Source organism: Kitasatospora sp. NPDC001309 (assembly GCF_042896295.1).
Lineage (GTDB): Bacteria > Actinomycetota > Actinomycetes > Streptomycetales > Streptomycetaceae > Kitasatospora.
The window spans coordinates 70,091-93,646 of sequence record NZ_JBIAXC010000021.1 but is presented as its reverse complement, the minus strand read 5'-3'; the positions used below and the strand labels follow the sequence as shown (position 1 = coordinate 93,646).

Here is a 23,556-nt window from a genome sequence, read left to right as displayed (position 1 = left end):
GCGGGGTGGTGCGGTGGTGAGGGGAGGCTCAGGGGCGGGGCGTGGGGGCCTGCGCGGGGTCGCGCAGGCGCTGGGCGAGCACCGGGCCGATGACCGCGAGGGCCTCCGGGCCGGTCATCGCGCCGTGGGTGCTGGGCACGTGGTGGACCTCCAGCCGGCCGCCCACGTGGGGCCGCCAGCTCTCGGGGTCGGGGGCGTCGGCCGGGCGGTCCTGGGTGGCGACGAAGACCAGCGCGTCGCCGTCGTAGCCGGGCAGCGGGGCGTCGCCGGCCAGCGCCAGGTTGGCCAGGAAGACCTCGACCACCCGGGCCACCCCGGCGCCGCTCAGCCCGGCCAGCGGGCCGGCGCCGTGCCGGACCAGCTCGGCGTAGCCCGCCTCGTCGGCGGGCCAGTCGGTGATCTCGCCGGCCTGCTGCCCGAGGGACTCCAGGATCGCGGCGAGCAGCGCCGGGTCGCGGTCGGGGGAGCCCTCGGTGGAACGGGGGCGGGAGCCGCCGGTGATCCGGTCGGGGGAGGCGCCGGTGATCCGGGCGTACTCGTCCAGCTCGGGGTAGCCGTCCAGCACGGCGAGCAGGTCGACCCGCTCGCCCTGCTCCCGCAGCAGCGCCGCCACGGCGTGGGCGACCGTGCCGCCGAAGGACCAGCCCAGCAGGGCGTACGGGCCCTCGGGGCGCACCGAGCGCAGTTCGGCCAGGTAGTCGCGGGCCATCTCCGCCAGGCTCGCCGGGTGGCGGGAGAGGTCGGCCAGGCCGGGGGCCTGGAGGCCGTAGATCGGCTGCTCGGCGTCCAGGTGGCGCAGCAGGCCGGTGTACACCCAGCTGATCCCGGCCGCCGGGTGCACGCAGAACAGCGGCGGGCGCGTGCCGCGGGTGCGGATCGGCAGCAGCACCGGGAAGTCCTCCTCGGCGGGGGCGCCGTCCCGGGCCGCGGCCAGCAGGTCGGCCAGCCCGGCGACGGTCGGCGCCCGGAACAGCGCCCGGACGCCGAGTCCGGCGCTGCCGGTCAGCTCGCGCAGCCCGGCGACCAGGCGCCCGGCCAGCAGCGAATGGCCGCCCAGCTCGAAGAAGTTGTCGTCGATGCCGACCCGCTCCAGGCCGAGCACGTCGGCGAACAGCCCGCAGAGCACCTCCTCCAGCGGGGTGCGCGGCGCCCGGCCGCCGCCCGCCCGGCCCGGCTCGGGGGCGGGCAGCGCCCGCTCGTCGAGCTTGCCGTTGGGGGTCAGCGGCAGGCGCTCCAGCGGCACCAGGGCGGCGGGCAGCATGTAGTCCGGCAGCTCGGCGGCCAGGTGGGTGCGCAGCGCGTCCAGGTCCGGCGCCCCGGCGTCCGGGGCCGGCACCAGGTAGCCGACCAGGCGCTTCTCGCCCGGGGTGTCCTCGCGCACCACCACGGCGGCGGAGGCCACTTCGGGACGGCGGCTGAGCACCGAGCCGATCTCGCCCAGCTCGATCCGGAAGCCGCGGATCTTCACCTGGGCGTCGATGCGGCCCAGGTAGTCCAGTTCGCCGGAGGCCGTCCAGCGGGCCAGGTCGCCGGTGCGGTACATCCGGGTGCCGGGGGCGCCGAACGGGTCGGCGACGAAGCGCTCGGCGGTCAGTGCCGGGCGGCCCAGGTAGCCGCGGGCCAGGCCGGCCCCGGCGACGTACAGTTCGCCGGGCACCCCGGCGGGCACCGGGCGCAGCCGGGAGTCCAGCAGGTACAGCCGCAGGTTCGGGATGCCGGCGCCGATCAGCGACCGGGACTGCCCGGCGGCCGTGGCGGTGTCCAGCGGGCGGTAGGAGACGTGCACCGTGGTCTCGGTGATGCCGTACATGTTGACCAGCACCGGCGCGTCCTCGGCGTGCCGCTCGTACCAGGGCGCCAGCCGGGCCAGGTCGAGCGCCTCGCCGCCGAACACCACCCGGCGCAGGGCGAGCCGGGAGCCGAGTTCCGGCTCCTCCTGGTCGGCCTGCATCAACTGGTAGAAGGCGGACGGGGTCTGGTTGAGGACGGTGACCCGCTCGCGCACCAGCAGCTCCAGGAACTCCCGGGGCGAACGGCTGGTCCCGAAGGGCACCACGACCAGGCGGCCGCCGTGCAGCAGCGCGCCCCACAGCTCCCAGACCGAGAAGTCGAAGGCGTAGGAGTGGAACAGGGTCCAGACGTCCTGCGGGCCCGGGGCGAACCAGTGGTCGGTGGCGGCGAACAGCCGGGCGACGTTGCGGTGCGGGATCACCACGCCCTTCGGCCGGCCGGTCGAGCCCGAGGTGTAGATGACGTACGCCGGGTGGTCCGGGCCGAGCGCGGGGGCGGGGGAGGGGGCCTCGGCGGGCGTCCGGGCCAGTTCGGCGGCCGTCCCCGGGGCGTCGAGGAGCAGCAACGGCAGCTGGGGGTCGGGCAGTCGGCCGGCGGCCGCGGTGGTGGTGAGCAGCAGCGCGGGGGCGGAGTCGGCCAGGGTGTAGGCGATCCGGTCGGCCGGGTAGTCCGGGTCGATCGGCACGTAGGCGCCGCCGGCCTTGAGCACGGCGAGCACGGCGACCACCAGCTCCACCGAGCGGGGCAGCGCCAGCGCCACCAGGCGCTCGGGGCCGACGCCGCGGGCGGCGAGGAGCCGGGCCAGCCGGTTCGCCCGGGCGTCCAGTTCGGCGTAGTCGATCCGCTCGTCCTCGTCGACCACCGCCACGGCCTGCGGGGTCCGGGCCGCCTGGGCCGCGAACAGCTCCGGGAGGGTGCGGGGTTCGGCGGCCGCCGGCCGATCGGTGGGCGCGCTCCAGTGGTCCAGGATCAGGGCCCGCTCGGCGGGGTCGAGGATCTCCGCCGCGTCGACCGGGCGGGCCGGATCGGCCAGCACGGCGGTCAGCAGCCGCTCGAAGCGCTCGCCGACCGCCGTCACCGTGGCCGGGTCGAACAGCTCCTCGGCGAACTCGACGACCACGCCGATCCCGGCCGGGGAACCGTCGGCGGCCAGCCGCTCGCTGAAACCGAAGGCCAGGTCGAACTTGGCGAGTTCGGCCGCCGAGGGCTCCACCCGGGCGGGCAGGCCGGCGAAGTCGAGGGCGGCCTCGGCCTCGGGCCCGGCGGCGAAGGTCAGCATCACCTGGAACAGCGGGTGCCGGGCCGTCGAGCGGGCCGGGTTGAGCACCTCGACCAGCCGCTCGAAGGGCACGTCCTGGTGCTCGAAGGCGTCCAGGTTGGCCTGCCGCACCCGCTCCAGCAGCGCGTGGAAGCTCGGGTCGCCGGAGAGGTCGGCGCGCAGCACCAGGGTGTTGACGAAGAAGCCGATCAGCTCGTCCAGAGCCTCGTCGGTGCGTCCGGCGACCGGGGTGCCGAGCGGGATGTCGGTGCCCGCGCCCAGCCGGCCCAGGGTGGCGGCCAACGCGGCCTGCACCACCATGAACACGCTGGTACGGCTCTCCCGTGCCAACTCGACGACGGAGGCGTGGAGTTCGGCCGAGAGCCGGAACTCCACGGTGTCCCCGCGGCGGGTGGGTGACAGCGGCCGCTTGCGGTCGTAGGGGAGCGTCAGCTCCTCCGGGAGACCGGCCAGTGCCCGCTGCCAGTAGGCGAGTTGGCGGTGCTGGGCGCCGTCCGGGTCGTCCTCCGCGCCGAGCAGCTCGCGCTGCCAGAGGGCGTAGTCGGCGTACTGGACGGGCAGCGGCCGCCAGTCGGGCTCCGCGTTCGCGCGGCGGGCCCGGTAGGCGGTGTCCAGGTCGCGCAGCAGCGGGCCGACGGACCAGCCGTCGCTGACGATGTGGTGCATCAGCACCAGCAGTGCCTGCTCGCCCTGCGGCAGGGAGAACAGCGTGGCCCGCAGCGGGAGTTCGACGGCCAGGTCGAAGGCCTCCCGGCTCGCGGCGGCCAGCGCGGCCCGCAGCTGCGCCTCGTCGGCCACCGTGCGGGTGTGCAGGGCGGGTTCGGCGCTCGGGGCGACCAGCTGGTGCGGCCGGCCGTCGGCGCCGGGGAAGGTGGTGCGCAGCACCTCGTGCCGGGCGACCACGTCGGCCAGGGCGCCGGCCAGGGCGTCGGCGTCCAGGGTGCCGTCGATCCGGAGCACGAGCGGGGTGTTGTAGAGCGCGCTCGGGCCCTCGAACTGGTCGATGAACCAGAGGCGTTGCTGGGCGTGGGAGAGCGGGACCAGCTCCGGGCGCGGCCGGGGCAGCAGCCGGGCGCGGACCGGGCCGGTGCCCTCGCCCAGGTGGCCGGCCAGGGCGGCCACGGTCGGGTGGTCGAAGAGGGCGCGGATGGGGAGTTCGACGTCCAGGGCGGTGCGGATCCGGCTGATCAGCTTGGTGGCGAGCAGGGAGTGGCCGCCCAGGGCGAAGAAGTCGTCGTCGATGCTCAGGGCGGGCAGGCCGAGGGTCTCGGCGAACAGGGCGCACAGGGCCCGTTCGGCGGTGCTGCGGGGGGCGCGGCCCTCGGGGGTGCCGGTGTAGTCGGGGGCGGGCAGGGCGCGGCGGTCCACCTTGCCGTTGGCGGTGACCGGCAGCGCGTCCAGGGTGACGATCGCGGCCGGGACCATGAAGCCGGGCACCCGGTCGGCGAGGAAGGTCCGCAGTTCGCCGGGGGTGGCGTCGCCGGTGACGTAGGCGACCAGGCGCTTGTCCCCGGGCTGGTCCTCGCGGACCGTCGCCACCGCGTGCCCGACCGCCGGGTGGGCGGCCAGCGCCGCCTCCACCTCGGCCGGCTCGATCCGGAAGCCGCGGATCTTCACCTGGTCGTCGGCGCGGCCGAGGAACTCCAGCACGCCGTCCGCGCTCCACCGGACGATGTCGCCGGTGCGGTACATCCGCTCGCCCTTGCCGCCGAACGGGCAGGCCACGAAGCGCTCCGAGGTCAGGCCCGGGCGGCCCACGTAGCCCCGGGCCAGGCCGTTGCCCGCGAGGTACAGCTCACCGGGCACCCCGGCGGGGACGGGCCGCAGGGCGTCGTCCAGCACGTACGCCCGGGTGTTGGCCAGCGGGCGGCCGATCGGCACCACGGCCGGGACGTGCCCGCCGGGCGTCATGGTGAAGGTGGTCTTGATGGCCGTGGTCTCCGTCGGCGCGTACACCGCCACCACGTCCGTCTCCGGGCACGCCCGGAACAGCTGCCGGACGGCCTCCGGGGGCACCACGTCACCGCCGGTCCACACCTGGCGCACCCCGCGGAACGCCTCCGGGGTCTCCTCGGCCATCAGGCGCAGCAGACCGGAGGGCGCCTGCACCAGGGTGACGGCGTGCCGGGTGATGGTCGCGGCCAGCGCGGGGAGGTCGAGCTGTCCGGGGGCGGCCAGCACGATCCGCCCGCCGGTCACCAGCGGGGCCCACACCTCGGTGGTGGAGGCGTCGAAGGCGGTGGGCGAGTGCAGCAGGACGCTCTCGTGGTGGCCCTGGTGGAAGTGCGGGTTGGTGAGCAGGTCGACGACGTTGCGGTGGGTCACCGCGACGCCCTTGGGGAGGCCGGTCGAGCCCGAGGTGTACATCACGTAGAGCAGCTGGCCGGGGTGGGAGCGGCGGCCGGCGGGGGTCTGGGCGTTGGGGGTCCGGGCGGCGGGGGCGAGGCCGGTGGCGGCCTCGGTGACGTCGAGGGCGGTGAGGCCGGTGCCGGTGCCGTCGGTGCCGCTGTCGAGGACCGGGTGGTCGCGGTGGGCCGGGTCGACCAGGACGAGCTGCGCCCGGGTGTCGGCGAGGATGTGCCGCATCCGGTCCAGCGGGTACCGGGCGTCCAGCGGGACGTACGTGCCGCCCGCCTTGGTGACCGCCAGGATCGCCGTCACCAGCTCGGCCGAGCGGTCCATCAGGATCGCGACCGGCTCCTCCACCGCCAGCCCGCGGGCCAGCAGCACGGCGGCCAGGGCACCCGCCCGGGCGTCGAGTTCGGCGTAGCTCAGCCGCCCGGTGTCGGACACCACGGCCACCGCCTCGGGGGTGGCGGCCGCCCGGGCCTCGAACAGCTCGGACAGCGTGCTGTCGGCGATCGGGACGGCGGTGTCGTTCCAGCCGGTGAGCAGCTGCTCGCGCTCGGCCGGGTCGAGGATCTCGATGGTGCCGATCGGCGCGTCCGGGTCGGTGGCGGCGGCGTCCAGGACGCGCAGCAGGCGCTCGGCGAGGGTGGCGACGGTGGCGTGGTCGAAGAGGTCCGCCGCGTACTCCACGGCCGCGGCCACGCCGAGCGGGGTGCCGTCCGCGTCGTGCTGCTCGGTGAAGTTGAAGTTCAGGTCGAAGTGCGCCTGGGACTCGCCCGCGCCCTCCAGCACCCCGCTGACCCCGCCCAGGCTGAGCACGGGGGCCGGGCCGCTGCTCACCGTGAGGACGGTCTGGAAGAGCGGGTGGCGGGCCGGGGTGCGGGTGGGGTTGAGCTGTTCGACCAGGCGCTCGAAGGGGAGGTCCTGGTGCTCGAAGGCGTCCAGGGCGGTGCGGCGGACCCGGTCCAGCAGCTCGCGGAAGCCGGGGTCGCCGGAGGTGTCGGTGCGCAGGACGAGGGTGTTGACGAAGAAGCCGACCAGGTCGTCGAGGGCTTCGTCGGTGCGTCCGGCGACGGGGGTGCCGAGCGGGAGGTCGGTGCCGGCGCCGAGCCGGGTGTACAGCGCGGCGACGGCGGCCTGCACGACCATGAACAGGCTGGCCCGGTTGGCGGCGGCCAACTCGCTGAGCCGCCGGTGCAGTTCGGCGTCCAGCCGGTACTCCACCGTCCCGGCCCGGTGGCTCGGGGCGGCCGGTCGCGGCCGGTCGTACGGGAGCGCCAGCTCCTCCGGGAGCTCGGCCAGGGCCTGCTTCCAGTGGGCGAGTTGGGTGTGCTGGGCGCCGTCCGGGTCGTCCCCGGTGCCGAGCAGGCCGCGCTGCCAGAGGGTGTAGTCGGCGTACTGGACGGGCAGCGGCCGCCAGTCGGGTTCCGTGTGGGCCAGGCGAGCCCGGTAGGCGGTGTCCAGGTCGCGCAGCAGCGGGCCGACGGACCAGCCGTCGCTGGCGATGTGGTGCAGCAGGACGACCAGGGCGTGCCGTTCGGCGTTCAGCGAGAACAGCGAGACCCGGATCGGCGGGTCCTCGGCGAGCCGGAACACCGCGCCGGTGGCCTCGGCGACGGCGGCGCGCAGCTCCGCCTCGTCGGCCACCGTGCGGGTGTGCAGGGCGGGTTCGGCGTGCGCGGCGATCAGCTGGTGCGGCCGGCCGTCGGTGGCCGGGAAGGTGGTGCGCAGCACCTCGTGGCGGGCGACCACGTCGGTCAGGGCCCCGGCCAGGGCCTCGGGGTCGATCTCTCCGCTGAGGTGGGCGACGAACGGGGTGTTGTAGAGCGCGCTCGGGCCCTCGAACTGGTCGATGAACCAGAGGCGTTGCTGGGCGGGGGAGAGCGGTACCAGGGCGGGCCTGGCCTGCGGGCGCAACGGCGGGCGGGCCGGGGTGTCGACGGTCGGCAGGGTGGTGGCCAGGGCGGCCACGGTGGGGTGGTCGAAGAGGGCGCGGAGGGGGAGTTCGACGTCCAGGGCGGTGCGGATCCGGCTGATCAGCTTGGTGGCGAGCAGGGAGTGGCCGCCGAGGGCGAAGAAGTCGTCGTCGATGCCGAGGGCGGGCAGGCCGAGGGTTTCGGCGAACAGGGCGCAGAGGGTCTGCTCGGTGCCGGTGCGGGGGGCGCGGCCCTCGGGGGTGCCGGAGTAGTCGGGGGCGGGCAGGGCGCGGCGGTCGACCTTGCCGTTGGGGGTGACGGGGAGGGCGTCGAGGACGAGGACGGCGGCCGGGAGCATGTAGCCGGGGAGGCGCTCGCCTGCGAAGGCGCGCAGTTCGCCGGGGGTGGCGTCGCCGGTGACGTAGCCGACCAGGCGCTTGTCGCCGGGCCGGTCCTCGCGGACCAGGGCGAGGGCCTGGCCGACGGCGGGGTGGGCGGTGAGGGCGGCCTCGACCTCGCCGAGTTCGATCCGGAAGCCGCGGATCTTGACCTGGTCGTCGGCACGGCCGAGGAACTCCAGCACGCCTTCGGTGGTGCGGCGGACGAGGTCGCCGGTGCGGTACATCCGGCTGCCGGGGGCGCCGTAGGGGTCGGCGACGAAGCGTTCGGCGGTGAGGGCCGGGCGGCCGACGTAGCCCCGGGCCAGGCCGTGTCCGGCGACGTAGAGCTCGCCGGGGACACCGACCGGGACGGGCCGCAGGGCGTCGTCCAGCACGTAGGCCCGGGTGTTGGGGAGCGGGCGGCCGATCGGGACGCTGTCCGGCACCTCGGCCGCGGTGGTCATCCGGTGGTGGGTGGCGAAGGTGGTGGTCTCGGTCGGGCCGTAGCCGTCGACCACGGCCAGGCCGGGGCAGGCGGTCATGACGCGGCGGACGGCGGCGGCGGAGACCACGTCGCCACCGGTCCACACCTCCCGGAGGCCGGTGAAGAGGGTCGGCGCCTCGGTGGCCATGACGTTGAACAGTCCGGCCGTGAGCCAGGCGGCGGTGACGCCGCCTCGCTGGAGGGTGTCGGTGAGTTCGGTGACGCCGAGTCGCCCGGGCGGGGCGATGACGAGGCGGGCGCCGGAGAGCAGGGGGGCCCAGAGTTCGTAGGTGGAGGCGTCGAAGGCGGTGGGCGAGTGGACCAGGACGCGTTCGTGGGCGCCGCCCGCGAAGGTGCCGCCGAGGGCGAGGTCGACGACGGAGCGGTGGGTGACGCCGATGCCCTTCGGCGTGCCGGTGGAGCCGGAGGTGTGCATGACGTAGGCCAACTGCTCGCCGCTGGCCACGAGTTCGAGGTTGGGGGCTCGTTCCTCGCCGACGGTGAGGGTGGTCAGCCCGGCCAGCGCGGGGTGGTCGCGGTCGGTGACGGCGATCCGGGCGCCCGCGTCGGCGAGCACGGCCGCCAGGCGCTCCTGCGGCTGGGCGTCGTCCAGTGGGACGTAGCTGCCGCCGGCCTTGAGCACCGCGAGCAGGGCGATGACCAGGGCGGGGGAGCGCTCCAGCAGCAGGGCGACGGGGGTCTCGGTGCCGACGCCCGCCTCGGCCAGGCGCAGCGCCAGGCCGTTGGCCCGGGCGTTGAGTTCGGCGTACGTCAGCTCGGTGGAGCCCGCGACCAGGGCGATCGCCTCGGGCGTCGCTGCGGCCTGGGCCTCGAACAGCTCGGGCACGGTGCCCGCCGGAAGCTGCGCCACCGGCCCGTGCCAGCCGGTGAGCAGCTGCTCGCGCTCGGCCGGGTCGAGGATCTCGATGGTGCCGATCGGCGCGTCGGGGTCGGTGACGGCGGCCCGGAGGACGCGCAGCAGGCGCTCGGCGAGGGTGGTGACGGTGGCGTGGTCGAAGAGGTCCGCCGCGTACTCCACCGCGCCGGAGAGGCCGCCCGGTACGCCTGGTCCGCCCGGTCCGGCCGGACCGCTCAGCTCGGCGAAGCCGAAGGAGAGGTCGAACTTGGCCACGTTGAGGTCGAACTCCAGCTCGCCGCACGGGAGGCCGCCGAAGGTCTGCGGCGCCTTCGCCTGGTTCTCCAGGGCGATGAGGGTCTGGAAGAGCGGGTGGCGAGCCGGGGTGCGGGTGGGGTTGAGCTGTTCGACCAGGCGCTCGAAGGGCACGTCCTGGTGCTCGAAGGCGTTGAGGTCGGACTGCCGTACCCGGTCCAGGAGTTCGCGGAAGCTGGGGTCGCCGGAGGTGTCGGTGCGCAGGACGAGGGTGTTGACGAAGAAGCCGACCAGGTCGTTGAGCGCCTCGTCGGTGCGTCCGGCGACGGGGGTGCCGAGCGGGAGGTCGGTGCCGGCGCCGAGGCGGGTGTAGAGGGTGGCGACGGCGGCTTGCAGGACCATGAACAGGCTGGCCCGGTTGGCGGTGGCCAACTCGCCCAGCCTCTGGTGCAGTTCGGCGTCGACGGTGAACTCGACCAGCTCGCCCCGGTGGCTCGGCGCGGCCGGTCGCGGCCGGTCGTAGGGCAGCGCCAGTTCCTCCGGCGCGTCGGCCAGGGATGCCTGCCAGAAGACGAGTTGCCGCCCGATCAGGCTGTCCTGGTCCTCCTCGTCGCCGAGGAGTTCGCGCTGCCAGAGGGTGTAGTCGGCGTACTGGACGGGCAGCGGCTCCCACTGGGGCGCGTCTCCGTGGCGGCGGGCCCGGTAGGCCTCGCCCAGGTCGCGGAAGAGCGGGGCGACGGACCAGCCGTCGCTGGCGATGTGGTGCAGCAGGAGCAGCAGCACGTGCCGCTCGTCGGGCAGCGAGAACAGCGCCGCCCGGAGGGGCAGTTCGGTGGCGAGGTCGAAGGCGTGCGCGTTCGCCCGGTCCAGCAGCCCGGCCAGCTCGGTCTCGTCGGCGACGGTGGTGACGGTCAGGGTGGGCTCGACGGAGTCGGTGACCAGCTGGTGGGGCTGCCCGTCGGCGACCGGGAAGAGGGTGCGCAGCACCTCGTGCCGGGCCAGCAGGTCGTGCAGGGCGGCGGTCAGGGCCCCGGTGTCGACCGGGCCGGTGAGCCGGAGCGCGAAGGGGGTGTTGTAGAGGGCGCTCGGGCCCTCGAACTGGTCGATGAACCAGAGGCGTTGCTGGGCGTAGGAGAGCGGTACCGGCTCAGGGCGGGTGCGCGCCGTCAGCCCGGCCCGGCCCGGGGTGGTGTCCGCGCCGAGGTGCTGGGCGAGGGCGGCGATGGTGGGGTGGTCGAAGAGGGTGCGCAGGGGGAGTTCGGTGCCGAGGGCGGTGCGGATGCGGCTGGTGAGCCGGGTGGCGAGGAGGGAGTGCCCGCCCAGGTCGAAGAAGTTGTCGTCGATGCTCGGCTCGGCGGTTCCGAGGACCTCGGCGAAGAGCGCGCACAGGGTCTGCTCGGTGGCGTTGCGGGCCGCCCGGCCGGGGGTGGCGGCGGAGTAGTCGGGGGCGGGGAGGGCGCGGCGGTCGACCTTGCCGTTGGAGTTGACCGGGAGGGCGGTCAGCGGCACGACGGCGGCGGGGACCATGTAGCCGGGCAGCCGGTCGGTGACGAAGGCGCGCAGCTCGTCGAGCGGGGCGTCGCCGGTGACGTAGGCGACCAGGCGCTTGTCACCGGGATGGTCCTGGCGGACCGTCGCGAAGGCCTGCCGGACGGCCGGGTGGGCGGCGAAAGCGGCCTCCACCTCAGCGAGTTCGATCCGGAAGCCGCGGACCTTGACCTGGTCGTCCGTTCGACCGACGAACTCCAGTTCTCCTGTGGTGGTCCAGCGGGCGAGGTCGCCGGTGCGGTACATCCGGCTGCCGGGCGCGCCGTACGGGTCGGCGACGAAGCGTTCGGCGGTGAGGGCGGGGCGGCCGACATAGCCGCGGGCCAGGCCGTGCCCGGCGAGGTAGAGCTCGCCGGGCACGCCGACCGGGACCGGCCGCAGGGCGTCGTCGAGGACGTACACCCGGTTGTTGGGCAGCGGCCGGCCGATCGGTACCACGGCGGCCGGCACCTCGGCGGGGGAGGTCATCGCGCGGAGGGTGGCGAAGGTGGTGGCCTCGGTCGGGCCGTAGGCGTTCACCACCTTCAGCCCGGGGCAGGCCTCCAGGACGCGTCGCATGGCCGCCGGTGAGGCGATGTCCCCGCCGGTCCAGACCTCGCGCATCCCGGCGAAGGACTGCGGGGCCTCGGTGGCCAGCACGTTGAACAGGCCGGCGGTGATGAAGGCGCCGGAGACCTGCTGCCGGCCGAGCAGGTCGGCGAGTTCGGTGACGCCGAGCCGCCCGGGCGGGGCGATGACGAGACGGCCGCCGGAGAGCAGCGGGGCCCAGAACTCGTAGGTGGAGGCGTCGAAGGCGGTGGGGGAGTGCACCGCGACCCGGGCGAGGTGCTCCCCGGTGAAGGCCCCGCCGAGGGCGAGGTCGACGATCGCGCGGTGGGTGATGCCGATGCCCTTGGGGGTGCCGGTGGAGCCGGAGGTGTGCATGACGTAGGCCAACCGCGCGTCCGCGATGGCGAGTTCGAGGTTCTCCGCGGTCTCCTCGCCGACGGTGAGGGTGGTCAGTCCGGCCAGTGCGGGGTGGTCGCGGTCGGTGACGGCGATCCGGGCGCCCGCGTCGGCGAGGACGGCCGCGAGGCGCTCCTGCGGTTGGGCGTCGTCCAGCGGGACGTAGCTGCCGCCGGCCTTGAGCACCGCCAGCAGGGCGACGGCCAGGGCGGGGGAGCGCTCCAGCAGCAGGGCGACGGGGGTCTCCGCCCGCACCCCGGCCTCGGCCAGGCGCAGCGCCAAACCGTTGGCCCGGGCGTTGAGTTCGGCGTACGTCAGCTCGGTGGAGACCGCGACCAGGGCGACGGCCTCGGGCGTCGCGGCGGCCTGCGCCTCGAACAGCTCGGGCACGGAACCGGCCGGAAGCTGCGCCACCGGCCCGTGCCGGCCGGTCAGCAGGTCCTCGCGCTCGGCCGGGTCGAGGATCTCGATGGTGCCGATCGGCGCGTCCGGGTCGGCGGCGGCCGCCCGCAGCACCCGGGCGAGGCGCTCGCCGAGGGTGGCGGCGGTGGTGTGGTCGAAGAGGTCCGCCGCGTACTCCACCGCGCCGGTCAGGCCGTTGGCGACGCCCTGCGCGTCGTGCTGCTCGACGAAGGCGAAGGACAGGTCGAACTTGGCGAGGTGCTGGTCGAGGACGTGCTCCCGGCAGGCGAGCCCGGCGAAGTCGGCGGGGAGGTCCTCGTCGCTGTCCAGCGTCAGCATGGTCTGGAAGAGCGGGTGGCGGGCCGGGACGCGGGCCGGGTTGAGCTGTTCGACCAGGCGCTCGAAGGGCACGTCCTGCTGGTCGAAGGCGTCCAGGTCGAGGAGGCGCACGCGCGCCAGCAGCTCGCGGAAGCTGGGGTCGCCGGTGGTGTCGGTGCGCAGGACGAGGGTGTTGACGAAGAAGCCGACCAGCTCGGCCAGGCCCTCGTCGGTGCGCCCGGCCACCGCGGTGCCCAGCGGGAGGTCGGTGCCGGCGCCGAGCCGGGTGTACAGCGTGGCGACGGCGGCCTGGAGGACCATGAACAGGCTGGCCCGTTCCTTCGCCGCCAACTCGGCCAGGTCCGCGTACAGTTCGGCGTCCAGGGCGAGTTCGGCGGCGCCGCCGAGCCGGGTGGGCGCGGCGGGTCGCGGCCGGTCGTAGGGGAGGGCCAGCTCCTCCGGGGCCTCGGCCAGGGCGCGCTGCCAGTGGGCGAGTTGGGTGGCGAGCACGCTCTCCGGGTCGTCCTCCTCGCCGAGGAGTTCGCGCTGCCAGAGGGTGTAGTCGGCGTACTGGACGGGCAGCGGCTCCCACTGCGGCGCGGCGCCGGCGCGGCGGGCCCGGTAGGCGGCGTCCAGGTCGCGGAAGAGCGGGGGGACGGACCAGCCGTCGCTGGCGATGTGGTGCATCAGCACCAGCAGCACGTGCTCCTCGGCGGAGAGCGAGAACAGCGTGCAGCGGATGGGCAGTTCGGTCGCGAGGTGGAAGACGTGCCCGGCCGCGGCGGTGAGCCGGGCGGTCAGCTCGGCCTCGTCGGCGACCGGGACGGCGGCCACCTCGACGGCGGTGACGGCGGGGCTCTGCGGCTCGGCGATCGACTGCTGCGGGCGGCCGTCGACGGCGGGGAAGGTGGTGCGCAGCACCTCGTGCCGGGCGAGCACGTCGCGCAGCGCGAGGGTGAGGACGGCGGCGTCGAGCCCACCGGTCAGCCGGACGGCGAACGGGGTGTTGTAGAGCGCGCTCGGGCCCTCCAGCTGTTCGATGAACCACAGCCGCTGCTGCGCGAACGACAACGGGATCACGGTCTGCCTCCGACGGATGACGTGCTGAGTGGGGACTGGGCGTTCGGGCCACCGGGGACGGCCGGTGGCCCGCGCGACCTGCGACGAGCGGTGAGCTGCGGGGACCCGCGAGGACCGGGGAGGCCCTACGCCGGACCGCCGGGCCGGCGCATCGGCCGGAGGGCGGGCCGGGCCTTGCGGGCCGCGGGCAGCGCGTCGGCGAGCTCGCCGACCGTGGGGTGGTCGAAGAGGGTGCGGATCGTCATCTCGACGCCCAGGGCGGTGCGGATCCGGCTCACCAGCTTGGTGGCGAGGAGCGAGTGGCCGCCGAGGTCGAAGAAGTCGTCGTCGATGCTGACCGTGCCCAGCCCGAGCACCTGGGCGAACTGCTCGCACAGGCTCCGCTCCTGGGTGGTGCGGGGGGCGCGGCCCTCGGGGGCGCCGCTGTAGTCGGGGGCGGGCAGGGCGCGGCGGTCGACCTTGCCGTTGGCGGTGACGGGGAGGGCGTCGAGGACGAGGACGGCGGCCGGGAGCATGTAGCCGGGGAGGCGGTCGGTGACGAAGGCGCGCAGTTCGCCAGGGGTGGCGTCGCCGGTGACGTAGCCGACCAGGCGTTTGTCGCCGGGCCGGTCCTCGCGGACCAGGGCGAGGGCCTGGCGGACGGCGGGGTGGGCGGTGAGGGCGGCTTCGACCTCGCCGAGCTCGATCCGGAAGCCGCGGATCTTGACCTGGTCGTCGGCGCGGCCGAGGAACTCCAGCACGCCGTCCGACCGGCGCCGGACGATGTCGCCGGTGCGGTACATCCTCTCGCCCTTGCCGCCGTACGGGCAGGCGACGAAGCGCTCGGCGGTGAGCGCCGGGCGGCCGAGGTAGCCGCGGGCCAGACCGGCTCCGGCGAGGAAGAGCTCGCCGGGGACGCCGACCGGGACGGGCTGGAGGCCGTCGTCCAGGACGTACGCCCGGGTGTTCGCCATCGGCCGGCCGATCGGCACCGTGTCCGGCACCGAATCGGCGGCGGGCAGCGGCAGTTGGGTCGCGCAGAGGGTGATCTCGGTCGGGCCGTAGAGCACCCGCACGCCGATCCCGGGGACGGCCGCCAGCACCCTGCGCACGGCGGGCGCGGAGACCACGTCCCCGCCGGTCAGCACCTCGCGCACCCCGGCGAAGACGCCCGGGTCCTCCTCGGCGATGACCCGGAACAGGCCGGCGGTGACGTGCACGTGGGTGAGTCCGTGCGTCCGGACCAGCGCGCCGATCGCGGCCGCGTCCAGGTCGCCCGCCGGGGCGACGACCACCTGGCCGCCGGAGAGCAGCGGCGCCCAGATCTCGTAGGTCGAGGCGTCGAAGGCGTGCGGGGCGTGGAACAGCACCCGCAGCCCGTCGGGGTGCTGCCAGCACGGGTCGGTGGCGAGCTGGACGACGTCCCGGTGGGTGATGGCGATGCCCTTGGGCACTCCGGTGGAGCCGGAGGTGAACATCACGTAGGCGAGCTGTTCCGGGTGGACGGCGGGGCGGTGGGAGCGCCGCCGCAGCGGGCCGTCGAAGCGCTCCGGGGTGAGCGTCAGGACGGGGCAGGGGGCGTCGGCCGCGAGCGGGTGGTCGCGGTGGGCCGCGTCGACCAGGACGAGCGCCGCCCCGGTCTCGGCGGTGATCTGCCGCAGCCGCTCGGCCGGGTGCCGGTCGTCCAGCGGGACGTAGCTGCCGCCGGCCTTGAGGACGGCCAGCAGGGCGGTCAGCAGCTCGGCGGAGCGGTCCATCAGCAGGACCACCGGGGTGTCGGTGCCGACGCCCGCGTCGGCGAGGTCGGCGGCCAGGTGCTCGGCCCGGGCGTCGAGTTCGGCGTAGCTCAGCCGTCCGCCGTCGGTGACCACGGCCACCGCGTCGGGGGTGGCGGCGGCCCGGGCCTCGAACAGCTCGGGCAGGGTCGCGTCCGGGACGGGGAGCGCGGTGTCGTTCCAGCCGGTGAGCAGCTGCTCGCGCTCGGCCGGGTCGAGGATCTCGACGGTGCCGATCGGCGCGTCGGGGTCGGCCGCGACGGCGCGCAGCACCCGCAGCAGGCGCTCGGCGAGCGCGCCGGCGGTGGCCGGGTCGAAGAGGTCGGTCGCGTACTCGATCGCCACCGTCAGACCCGCCTGCGGGCCCTGTTCGGTGAAGCGGAAGGACAGGTCGAACTTGGCGACGTCCAGTTCGAAGGGGTGCTCGGCGCAGGCCAGGTCGCCGAAGGCGGTGGGGACGGCCGCGCGGCTCTCCAGGGCGATGAGCGTCTGGAAGAGCGGGTGGCGGGCCGGGGTGCGGGTGGGGTTGAGCTGTTCGACCAGGCGCTCGAAGGGGAGGTCCTGGTGGTCGAAGGCGTCCAGGTCGGTGCGGCGGACGCGGTCGAGGAGTTCGCGGAAGCCGGGGTTGCCGGAGGTGTCGGTGCGCAGCAGGAGGGTGTTGACGAAGAAGCCGACCAGGTCGTCCAGGGCTTCGTCGGTGCGTCCGGCGACGGGGGTGCCGAGCGGGAGGTCGGTGCCGGCGCCGAGGCGGGTGTAGAGGGTGGCGACGGCGGCTTGCAGGACCATGAACAGACTGGCCTGCCGATCGGCGGCCAACTCGGCCAGCGCGGCGTGGAGTTCGGCGTCGACGACGGCCGTGGCCAGGCCGCCGCGGTGGGTCGGCGCGGCCGGGCGCGGGCGGTCGTAGGGCAGCGCCAGTTCTTCCGGGGCGTCCGCCAGGGCCTGCTGCCAGTGGGCGAGTTGGGCGCTCAGCAGGGCGCTGGGCTGCTCCTGGTCGCCGAGCAGCTCGCGCTGCCAGAGGGCGTAGTCGGCGTACTGGACGGGCAGCGGCCGCCAGTCGGGTTCCGTGTGGGCGTGGCGGGCCCGGTAGGCGGTGGCGAGGTCGCGGAAGAGCGGGGCGACCGACCAGCCGTCGGCGGCGATGTGGTGCATCAGGACCAGCAGGACGTGCTCGTCGTGCGGCAGGGAGAACAGCGTGGCGCGGACGGGCAGGTCGCGGGCGAGGTCGAAGACCTCCCGGCCGGCCTCGGCCAGGGCGGTGCGCAGCGCTTCCTCGTCGGCCACCGGCACGGCCCGCAGGGGGAGTTCGGGGGCTTCGGTGACCAGCTGGTGCGGCCGGCCGTCGGTGGTCGGGACGAGGGTGCGCAGCACCTCGTGCCGGGCCACCACGTCGCGCAGCGCCAGTTCCAGGGCGGAGTGGTCGACCGCGCCGGTGAGCCGGACCGCGACGGGCGTGTTGTAGAGCGCGCTCGGGCCCTCGAACTGCTCGATGAACCAGAGGCGTTGCTGGGCGGGGGAGAGCGGCACCAGGGCGGGCCTGGCCTGCGGGCGCAGCGCCGGGCGGGCCGGGGTGTCGACGGTCGGCAGGGCGGCGGCCAGGGCGGCCACGGTCGGGCGGTCGAAGAGGGTGCGGATCGGCAGATCCGCGCCCAGGGCGGCGCGGATCCGGCTGGCCAGCTTGGTGGCGAGCAGGGAGTGGCCGCCCAGGTCGAAGAAGTCGTCGTCGATGCTCACCGAGGCCAATCCGAGGACCCCGGCGAAGAGTTCGCACAGCGCCCGCTCGGCCCCGGTGCGCGGGGCGCGGCCCTCGGGGGTGCCGGTGTAGTCGGGGGCGGGGAGGGCGCGGCGGTCGACCTTGCCGTTGGGGGTGACGGGCAGCGCGTCCAGGGCGACGATCGCAGCCGGGAGCATGTAGCCGGGCAGCCGGTCGGTGACGAAGGCGCGCAGTTCGTCGAGCGGGGCGTCGCCGGTGACGTAGGCGACCAGGCGCTTGTCGCCGGGCCGGTCCTCGCGGACCACGGCGACGACCTGGCCGACGGCGGGGTGGGCGGTGAACGCGCTCTCGAACTCGCCGAGTTCGATCCGGAAGCCGCGCAGCTTGATCTGGTCGTCCGCTCGACCGGCGAACTCCAGTTCTCCTGTGGTGGTCCAGCGGGCGAGGTCGCCGGTGCGGTACATCCGGCTGCCGGGGGCGCCGTAGGGGTCGGCGACGAAGCGTTCGGCGGTGAGGGCGGGGCGGCCGACGTAGCCGCGGGCCAGGCCGTGTCCGGCGAGGTAGAGCTCGCCGGGGACGCCGACCGGGACGGGCCGCAGACCGCTGTCGAGGACGTAGGCCCGGGTGTTGGGGAGCGGGCGGCCGATCGGGACGCTGTCCGGTACCTCGGCCGGGGTGGTCATCCGGTGGTGGGTGGCGAAGGTGGTGGTCTCGGTGGGGCCGTAGCCGTTCACCACCCGCAGTCCGGGGCAGTGCTCCAGCACCCGGCGCAGCGCGACCGGCGAGACGACGTCCCCGCCCGTCCACGCCTCGCGCAGCCCGGCGAAGGCCTGCGGCGCCTCGGCGGCCAGCACGTTGAACAGGCCGACCGTCATCCAGGCGGCGGTGACGCCGCCGCGCTGGAGGGTGTCGGTGAGTTCGGTGACGCCGAGTCGCCCGGGCGGGGCGAGGACGAGGCGGGCGCCGGAGAGCAGGGGGGCCCAGAGTTCGTAGGTGGAGGCGTCGAAGGCGGTGGGGGAGTGGACCAGGACGCGTTCGTGGGCGCCGCCCGCGAAGGTGCCGCCGAGGGCGAGGTCGACGACGGAGCGGTGGGTGACCCCGATGCCCTTCGGTGTCCCGGTCGAACCCGAGGTGTGCATCACATAGGCCAACTGGGCGGCACGCAAGGGGAGATCGAGATTGGCGGCACGTTCCTCGCCGACCGCGAGGGTGGTCAGCCCGGCCAGTGCGGGGTGGTCGCGGTCGGTGACGGCGATCCGGGCGCCCGCGTCGGTGAGCACGGCCGCCAGGCGCTCCTGCGGTTGGGCGTCGTCCAGCGGGACGTAGCTGCCGCCGGCCTTGAGCACCGCGAGCAGGGCGATGACCAGGGCGGGGGAGCGCTCCAGCAGCAGGGCGACCGGCGTCTCCGCCCGCACCCCGGCCTCGGCCAGGCGCAGCGCCAAACCGTTGGCCCGGGCGTTGAGTTCGGCGTACGTCAGCTCGGCGGTACCCGCGACCAGGGCGACCGCCTCGGGCGTCGCGGCGGCCTGGGCCTCGAACAGCTCGGGGACGCTCCCCGAGGGCAGCTCCGCCGCCGGCCCGTGCCCGCCCGACAGCAGCCGCTCGCGCTCGTCACCGGTCAACACCTCGACGGTGCCGAGGAGTTCGGCCGGATCGGCGACGATCCGGTCGAGCAGGGCGAGGAAGCGGTCCAGCAGCGTACGGGCCTCGGCGGGGCCGAAGGCGTCCGGCTGGTGGTCCAGCCGCAGCTGGAGGCCGTCGCCCGGGGTGAGGGCGAGCAGCAGCGGGTAGTGGGCGCTGTCGACGTCCTCGACCAGGGTGACCTGGGTGGCGCCGCTCGGGTCGGCCGCGTCCAGGGCGGACGGGTCGGGGTAGTTGCCGTACACCGTGACGGTGTCGAACAGGCTGCCCAGTCCGGCGAGTCGCTGGATCTCGGTGAGGCTGAGGTGCTGGTGGTCCAGCAGTGCGGACTGCTCGTGCTGGAGGCGCAGCAGCAGCTGCCCCCAGGACTCGGCCGGGTCGAGGGTGACCCGCACCGGCACGGTGTTGATGAGCAGGCCCATCATCCGCTCGACGCCCGGCAGGTCGTGCGGCCGGCCGGAGACGGTGGTGCCGAAGAGCACGTCGGTGCGGCCGGTGAGCCGGGCCAGCAGGACGCCCCAGGCGGCCTGGACGAGGGTGTTGAGGGTGACGCCGTAGCGGCGGGCGGTGCGGCCGAGCGCCTCGGTGGCCGCCGGGGTGAGGCCGGTGTGCAGGCGCAGCGGCAGTCGGGGGGCGGCCGTGGTGCGGCCGGCGGCGAGCAGGGTGGGCTCGTCCACGCCCGCGAGGGCCCGGGCCCAGGCGGTGCGGGCGGCGGCGCCGTCGCGCCGGGTGATCCAGCGCAGGTACTCCCGGTAGGGGGCGGCCGGGGGCAGCGGCTGCCGGAAGTAGAGGGCCCAGAGTTCCTCGGCGAACAGCGGGGTGGACCAGCCGTCCAGCAGGATGTGGTGGGCGGCGGCGATCAGCCGGTGCCGGCCGGGGGCGAGGGTGAGCAGGGTGTAGCGCAGCAGCGGCGGCCGGGTGAGGTCGAAGCGGCGGCCGTACTCGGCGGCGGCGATCCGGTCGGCCTCGGCCTCCGGGTCGGCGTGGCCCGTCAGGTCGAGGACGGTGAAGGGCAGTGCGGCCCGGTCCGGGACGGCCTGGACGGGCGGTCCGTCGGGGCGCTGGTGGAAGCCGGCCCGGAGGTTGGGCTGGCGCAGCAGCAGGGCCTCGGCGGCGGCGCGCAGCCGGTCGGCGTCGACCGGGCCGGTGAGGTCGAAGGTGCAGACCGAGGTGTAGACGTCGGCGCCGTCGGTGTCGTACGCGGCGTGGAAGGCCATGCCCTGTTGCAGCGGGGAGGTCGGCCAGACGTCCACCAGCTGTGCGGGGGCGTGTAGTTCGGCGAGCCGGTCGATCTCGTCCTGGTCGAGGGCGACGAGCGGGAAGTCGGCGGGGGTGTGCCCGCCGGCGTCCGGCCGTTCGGCGTGCTCGGCGAGGGCGCGCAGGGCGGTGAACCAGGCCTCGGCGAGGGCCCGCACCCGCTCCTCGTCGAGCAGTTCGCCGGCCCAGGACCACTGGGCGACCAGCAGCGGGCCCTGCGGGGTGTCGACGGTGGTGGCGTCCAGGCCCAGCACCCGGCCGAGCGCGAGGTCGGGGGCGGCGCCCTCGGTCATCGCCTCGGCCCCGGCGTGAACGTCGTCGGCGCTGACGCCCTCGGGCTGGAAGCGGCCCAGGTAGTTGAACTCGACCTGGGGGTCGGCGTGTTCGGCGAGCACCTCGGCGGTGGCCGGGTTGAGGTGGCGCAGCAGGCCGTAGCCGATGCCGTTGTCGGGGACGGCGCGCAGCTGCTCCTTCACCAGGCCGAGGGCCCGGCCGAGCGCCGGTCCGGCGGTGGTGACCTCGGCCCAGGTGAGCGGGCCGGGGGCGAGCCGGACGGGGTAGACGGAGGTGAACCAGCCGGCGGTGCGGTGCAGGTCGACGCCCTCGACCACCTCCTCGCGGCCGTGCCCCTCGACGTTCACCAGTACGGCGCCGTCGGGGTCCGTCGCGTCGCCGCGCCAGTGGGTGAGGGCGAGCGCCAGCGCCGTCAGCAGGACGTCGTTGACCTGGGCGTGGTAGGCGGCGGTGACCTCGGTCAGCAGGGCCCGGGTGGTGTCGGCGGGGAGCACGACGCGCAGGGTGCCGCCGGTGGCGTAGGTGTCCTTCTCCTGGTCCAGCGGGCGGGCGCCGAGCAGCGGGTCCGGGGTGGCCAGTGCGGCCTGCCAGTACGGGAGTTCGGCGGCCCGGCGGTCGCTGCGGGCCTCTGCGGTGAGCCGCTGGGCCCAGCGCCGGAAGGAGGTGGGCACCGGCGGGAGTTCGGGGGTGCGGCCCGCGTGGGCGGCGGTGAGCGCGGCGAGCAGGTCCTCCTCGACGATCCGCCAGGTGACGCCGTCCACCACCAGGTGGTGGATCACCAGCAGCAGCCGGGCGGGCCGGTCCGGGCCGGCCTCGAAGCGGACGGCCCGGAGCATCCGGCCGTCCTCGGGCGAGAGCCGGTCGCGGGCGGCCTCGGTGGCGGCGCGCAGGGCGTCCGGGTCGGCCGGGCCGGGGACGCTGCTCAGCACGGACTCGGCGGGGACGGCCCCGGGGGCGGGGACGTGCAGCGTCCAGGGGCGTTCGGCGAGCGGGGAGGTGCGGGCGCGCAGCAGGTCGTGGTGGTCGAGCAGCGCCTGGAGGGCCGTGGTGAGGTCCCGCTGCCCGGTCCCGGCGGGGAGGGTGAGCAGGGTGGACTGGTAGAAGCTGCCGACGGCGCCGCGCTGCTCGGACAGCCAGTGCACGATCGGGGTGGGCGGCACCTCGCCGAGGCCGGCGCCGGGCGGCTCGACGGCGACCGGGCCCTCCAGCGGGCGGGCGAGCAGGGCCAGCGCCTCGACGCTGGGCGCCTCGAAGACGGCGCGGGGGGTGAGCCGGAGTCCGGCCTGCCGGGCCCGGGAGACCAGTTGGATGGCGACGATGGAGTCGCCGCCGAGCTCGAAGAAGGAGTCGGCGATCCCGACCCGGGGCAGCCCGAGCACCTCGGCGAAGAGCCGGGCGAGGGCGTGCTCCACCTCGCCGGCCGGGGCCCGGCCGCCCTCCTCGGCGGTGCCGAGCGCGGGCGCGGGCAGGGCGCGCTTGTCCACCTTGCCGTTGGGCGTCAGCGGCATCCGGTCCAGCACCACGACGACGGGCACCATGTGGTCGGGCAGCTGCCCGGCGCAGTGGGCGCGCAGCTCGGCCGGGTCGGCGGTGCCGACGGTGTAGCCGACCAGCCGGCGCTCGCCCGGGCGGTCCTCGCGGACCAGTACCACGGCCTGGCGGACGCCGGGGTGGGCGGAGAGGGTCTGCTCGATCTCGCCGAGCTCGACCCGGAAGCCGCGGATCTTCACCTGGTCGTCGGCCCGGCCGAGGAAGTCCAGCTGGCCGTCGGGGCGGAGGGTGCCGAGGTCGCCGGTGCGGTACATCCGCTCGCCGGGCGCGCCGAAGGGGCAGGCGACGAAGCGGTCGGCGGTCAGGCCGGGGCGGCCCAGGTAGCCGCGGGCCAGGTGCGGGCCGGAGACGTACAGTTCGCCGACGGTGCCCGGCTCCACCGGGCGCAGCCGCTCGTCCAGCAGGTGGATCCGCACGTCCTGGCAGGGGTGGCCGATCGGGGGCTGCTCGGTGCCGGTGAGCGGCTCGCTCATGGTGACGATGACGGTGGTCTCGGTCGGCCCGTAGCTGTTGAGCATCAGCCGGTCCCGGCCGAGCCGGGCGGCCAGTTCGCGCGGGATGGCCTCGCCGCCGCCGATCAGGGTGCGCAGGGTCGGCAGCGGGGCGTCCGGCAGAGTGGCGGCCATCGCGGTGGCGACGTCGGCGTGGGTGACGCCGTACCGGTCGATCAGCTCGGCCAGCGCCTCGCCGACCAGCTGGCTCTGCTCGTGGGGGAGGACGAGCGCGGCGCCGGTGGTCAGCGCCACGGCCAGGTCGGAGACGGAGACGTCGAAGCTGAGCGAGGCGGCCTGGAGCACCCGGCTGCCGGGGCCGACGCCGGTGGCGGCGACCTGGGTGCCGATCATGCTGGGCAGCCCGGTGTGGGTGACGGCCACGCCCTTGGGCAGGCCGGTGGAGCCGGAGGTGTAGATGACGTACGCGGTGTGGTCGGTGCTCAGCGGCCGGACCCGCTCGGCGGTGGTGAACGGGGTGCCGGGCCGGTCGGCCAGGTCGGCGAGGTGCGCGGCGGAGTCGAGCAGCAGCCGGGGGGCGCCGGTGTCGGGCAGCCGCTCGGCGGCGTCGGCGGTGGTGAGCACCAGCGCGGCGCGGGAGTCGGTGAGCATGTGGCGCAGCCGCTCGGCGGGGTAGGCCGGGTCGGCGGGCAGCCAGGCGGCGCCGGTCTTGGTGACGGCCAGGATCGCGGCGACCGCCTCGGGGGACTTGGGCAGGGCGAGCGCGACCACGTCCTCGGTGCCCAGGCCGCGGGCGGCGAGCACCCGGGCCAGCCGGTTGGCGCGGGCGTCCAGTTCGGCGTACGTGAGGGTGGTGGACCCGGCGTACAGCGCGGGGGCGTCCGGGGTGCGGGCGACCTGGGCGTCGACCAGGGCGCCGAGGGTCGGGCGCGGGTCGGCGGCGGTCGTGCGCGGGTCGGCGGCAGCCGGGGCCGCATCGGGAGCGGTCGGGGCCGGGTCGGCCAGCCGGGTGGCCAGATCGGCCGGGGTCGGGGCGTCCAGCAGCAGCGGCAGCGGCACCCGGAACCCGAGCTCGGCGCGCACCCGGGCCAGCAGCCGTACGGCGGCGGGCCGGTCGCCGCCCAGTTCGAAGAAGCCCGCCGCGGGGTCGACCGACTCCCGGCCGAGCACCTCCGCGAACAGTCGACACAGCACCTCGGCCGGTCCCGGCCGCGGGTCGGTTCTGTGCGTCTGCTGGTCCCCGGACATCTGCTTCTCTCTCCCTCGTTGCTGCGTGACCCGCGGGCGGTC

At 75.6% G+C, this 23,556-nt stretch carries 2 protein-coding genes; both read right to left on the bottom strand.

What is annotated here, in order from left to right; genetic code table 11:
* Positions 1-28: 28 nt before the first annotated feature.
* A complete protein-coding gene (locus tag ACFY2K_RS21655) occupies positions 29-13,603 on the bottom strand; it encodes an amino acid adenylation domain-containing protein (protein WP_387713248.1) in 13,575 nt (4,524 codons plus the stop codon).
* A 125-nt stretch (positions 13,604-13,728) separates the two neighbouring features.
* Positions 13,729-23,514: an amino acid adenylation domain-containing protein gene (locus ACFY2K_RS21650; protein ID WP_387713245.1), complete on the bottom strand. Its 9,786-nt coding sequence runs from the start codon at positions 23,512-23,514 to the stop codon at positions 13,729-13,731.
* Between the last annotated feature and the right edge of the window lie 42 nt (positions 23,515-23,556).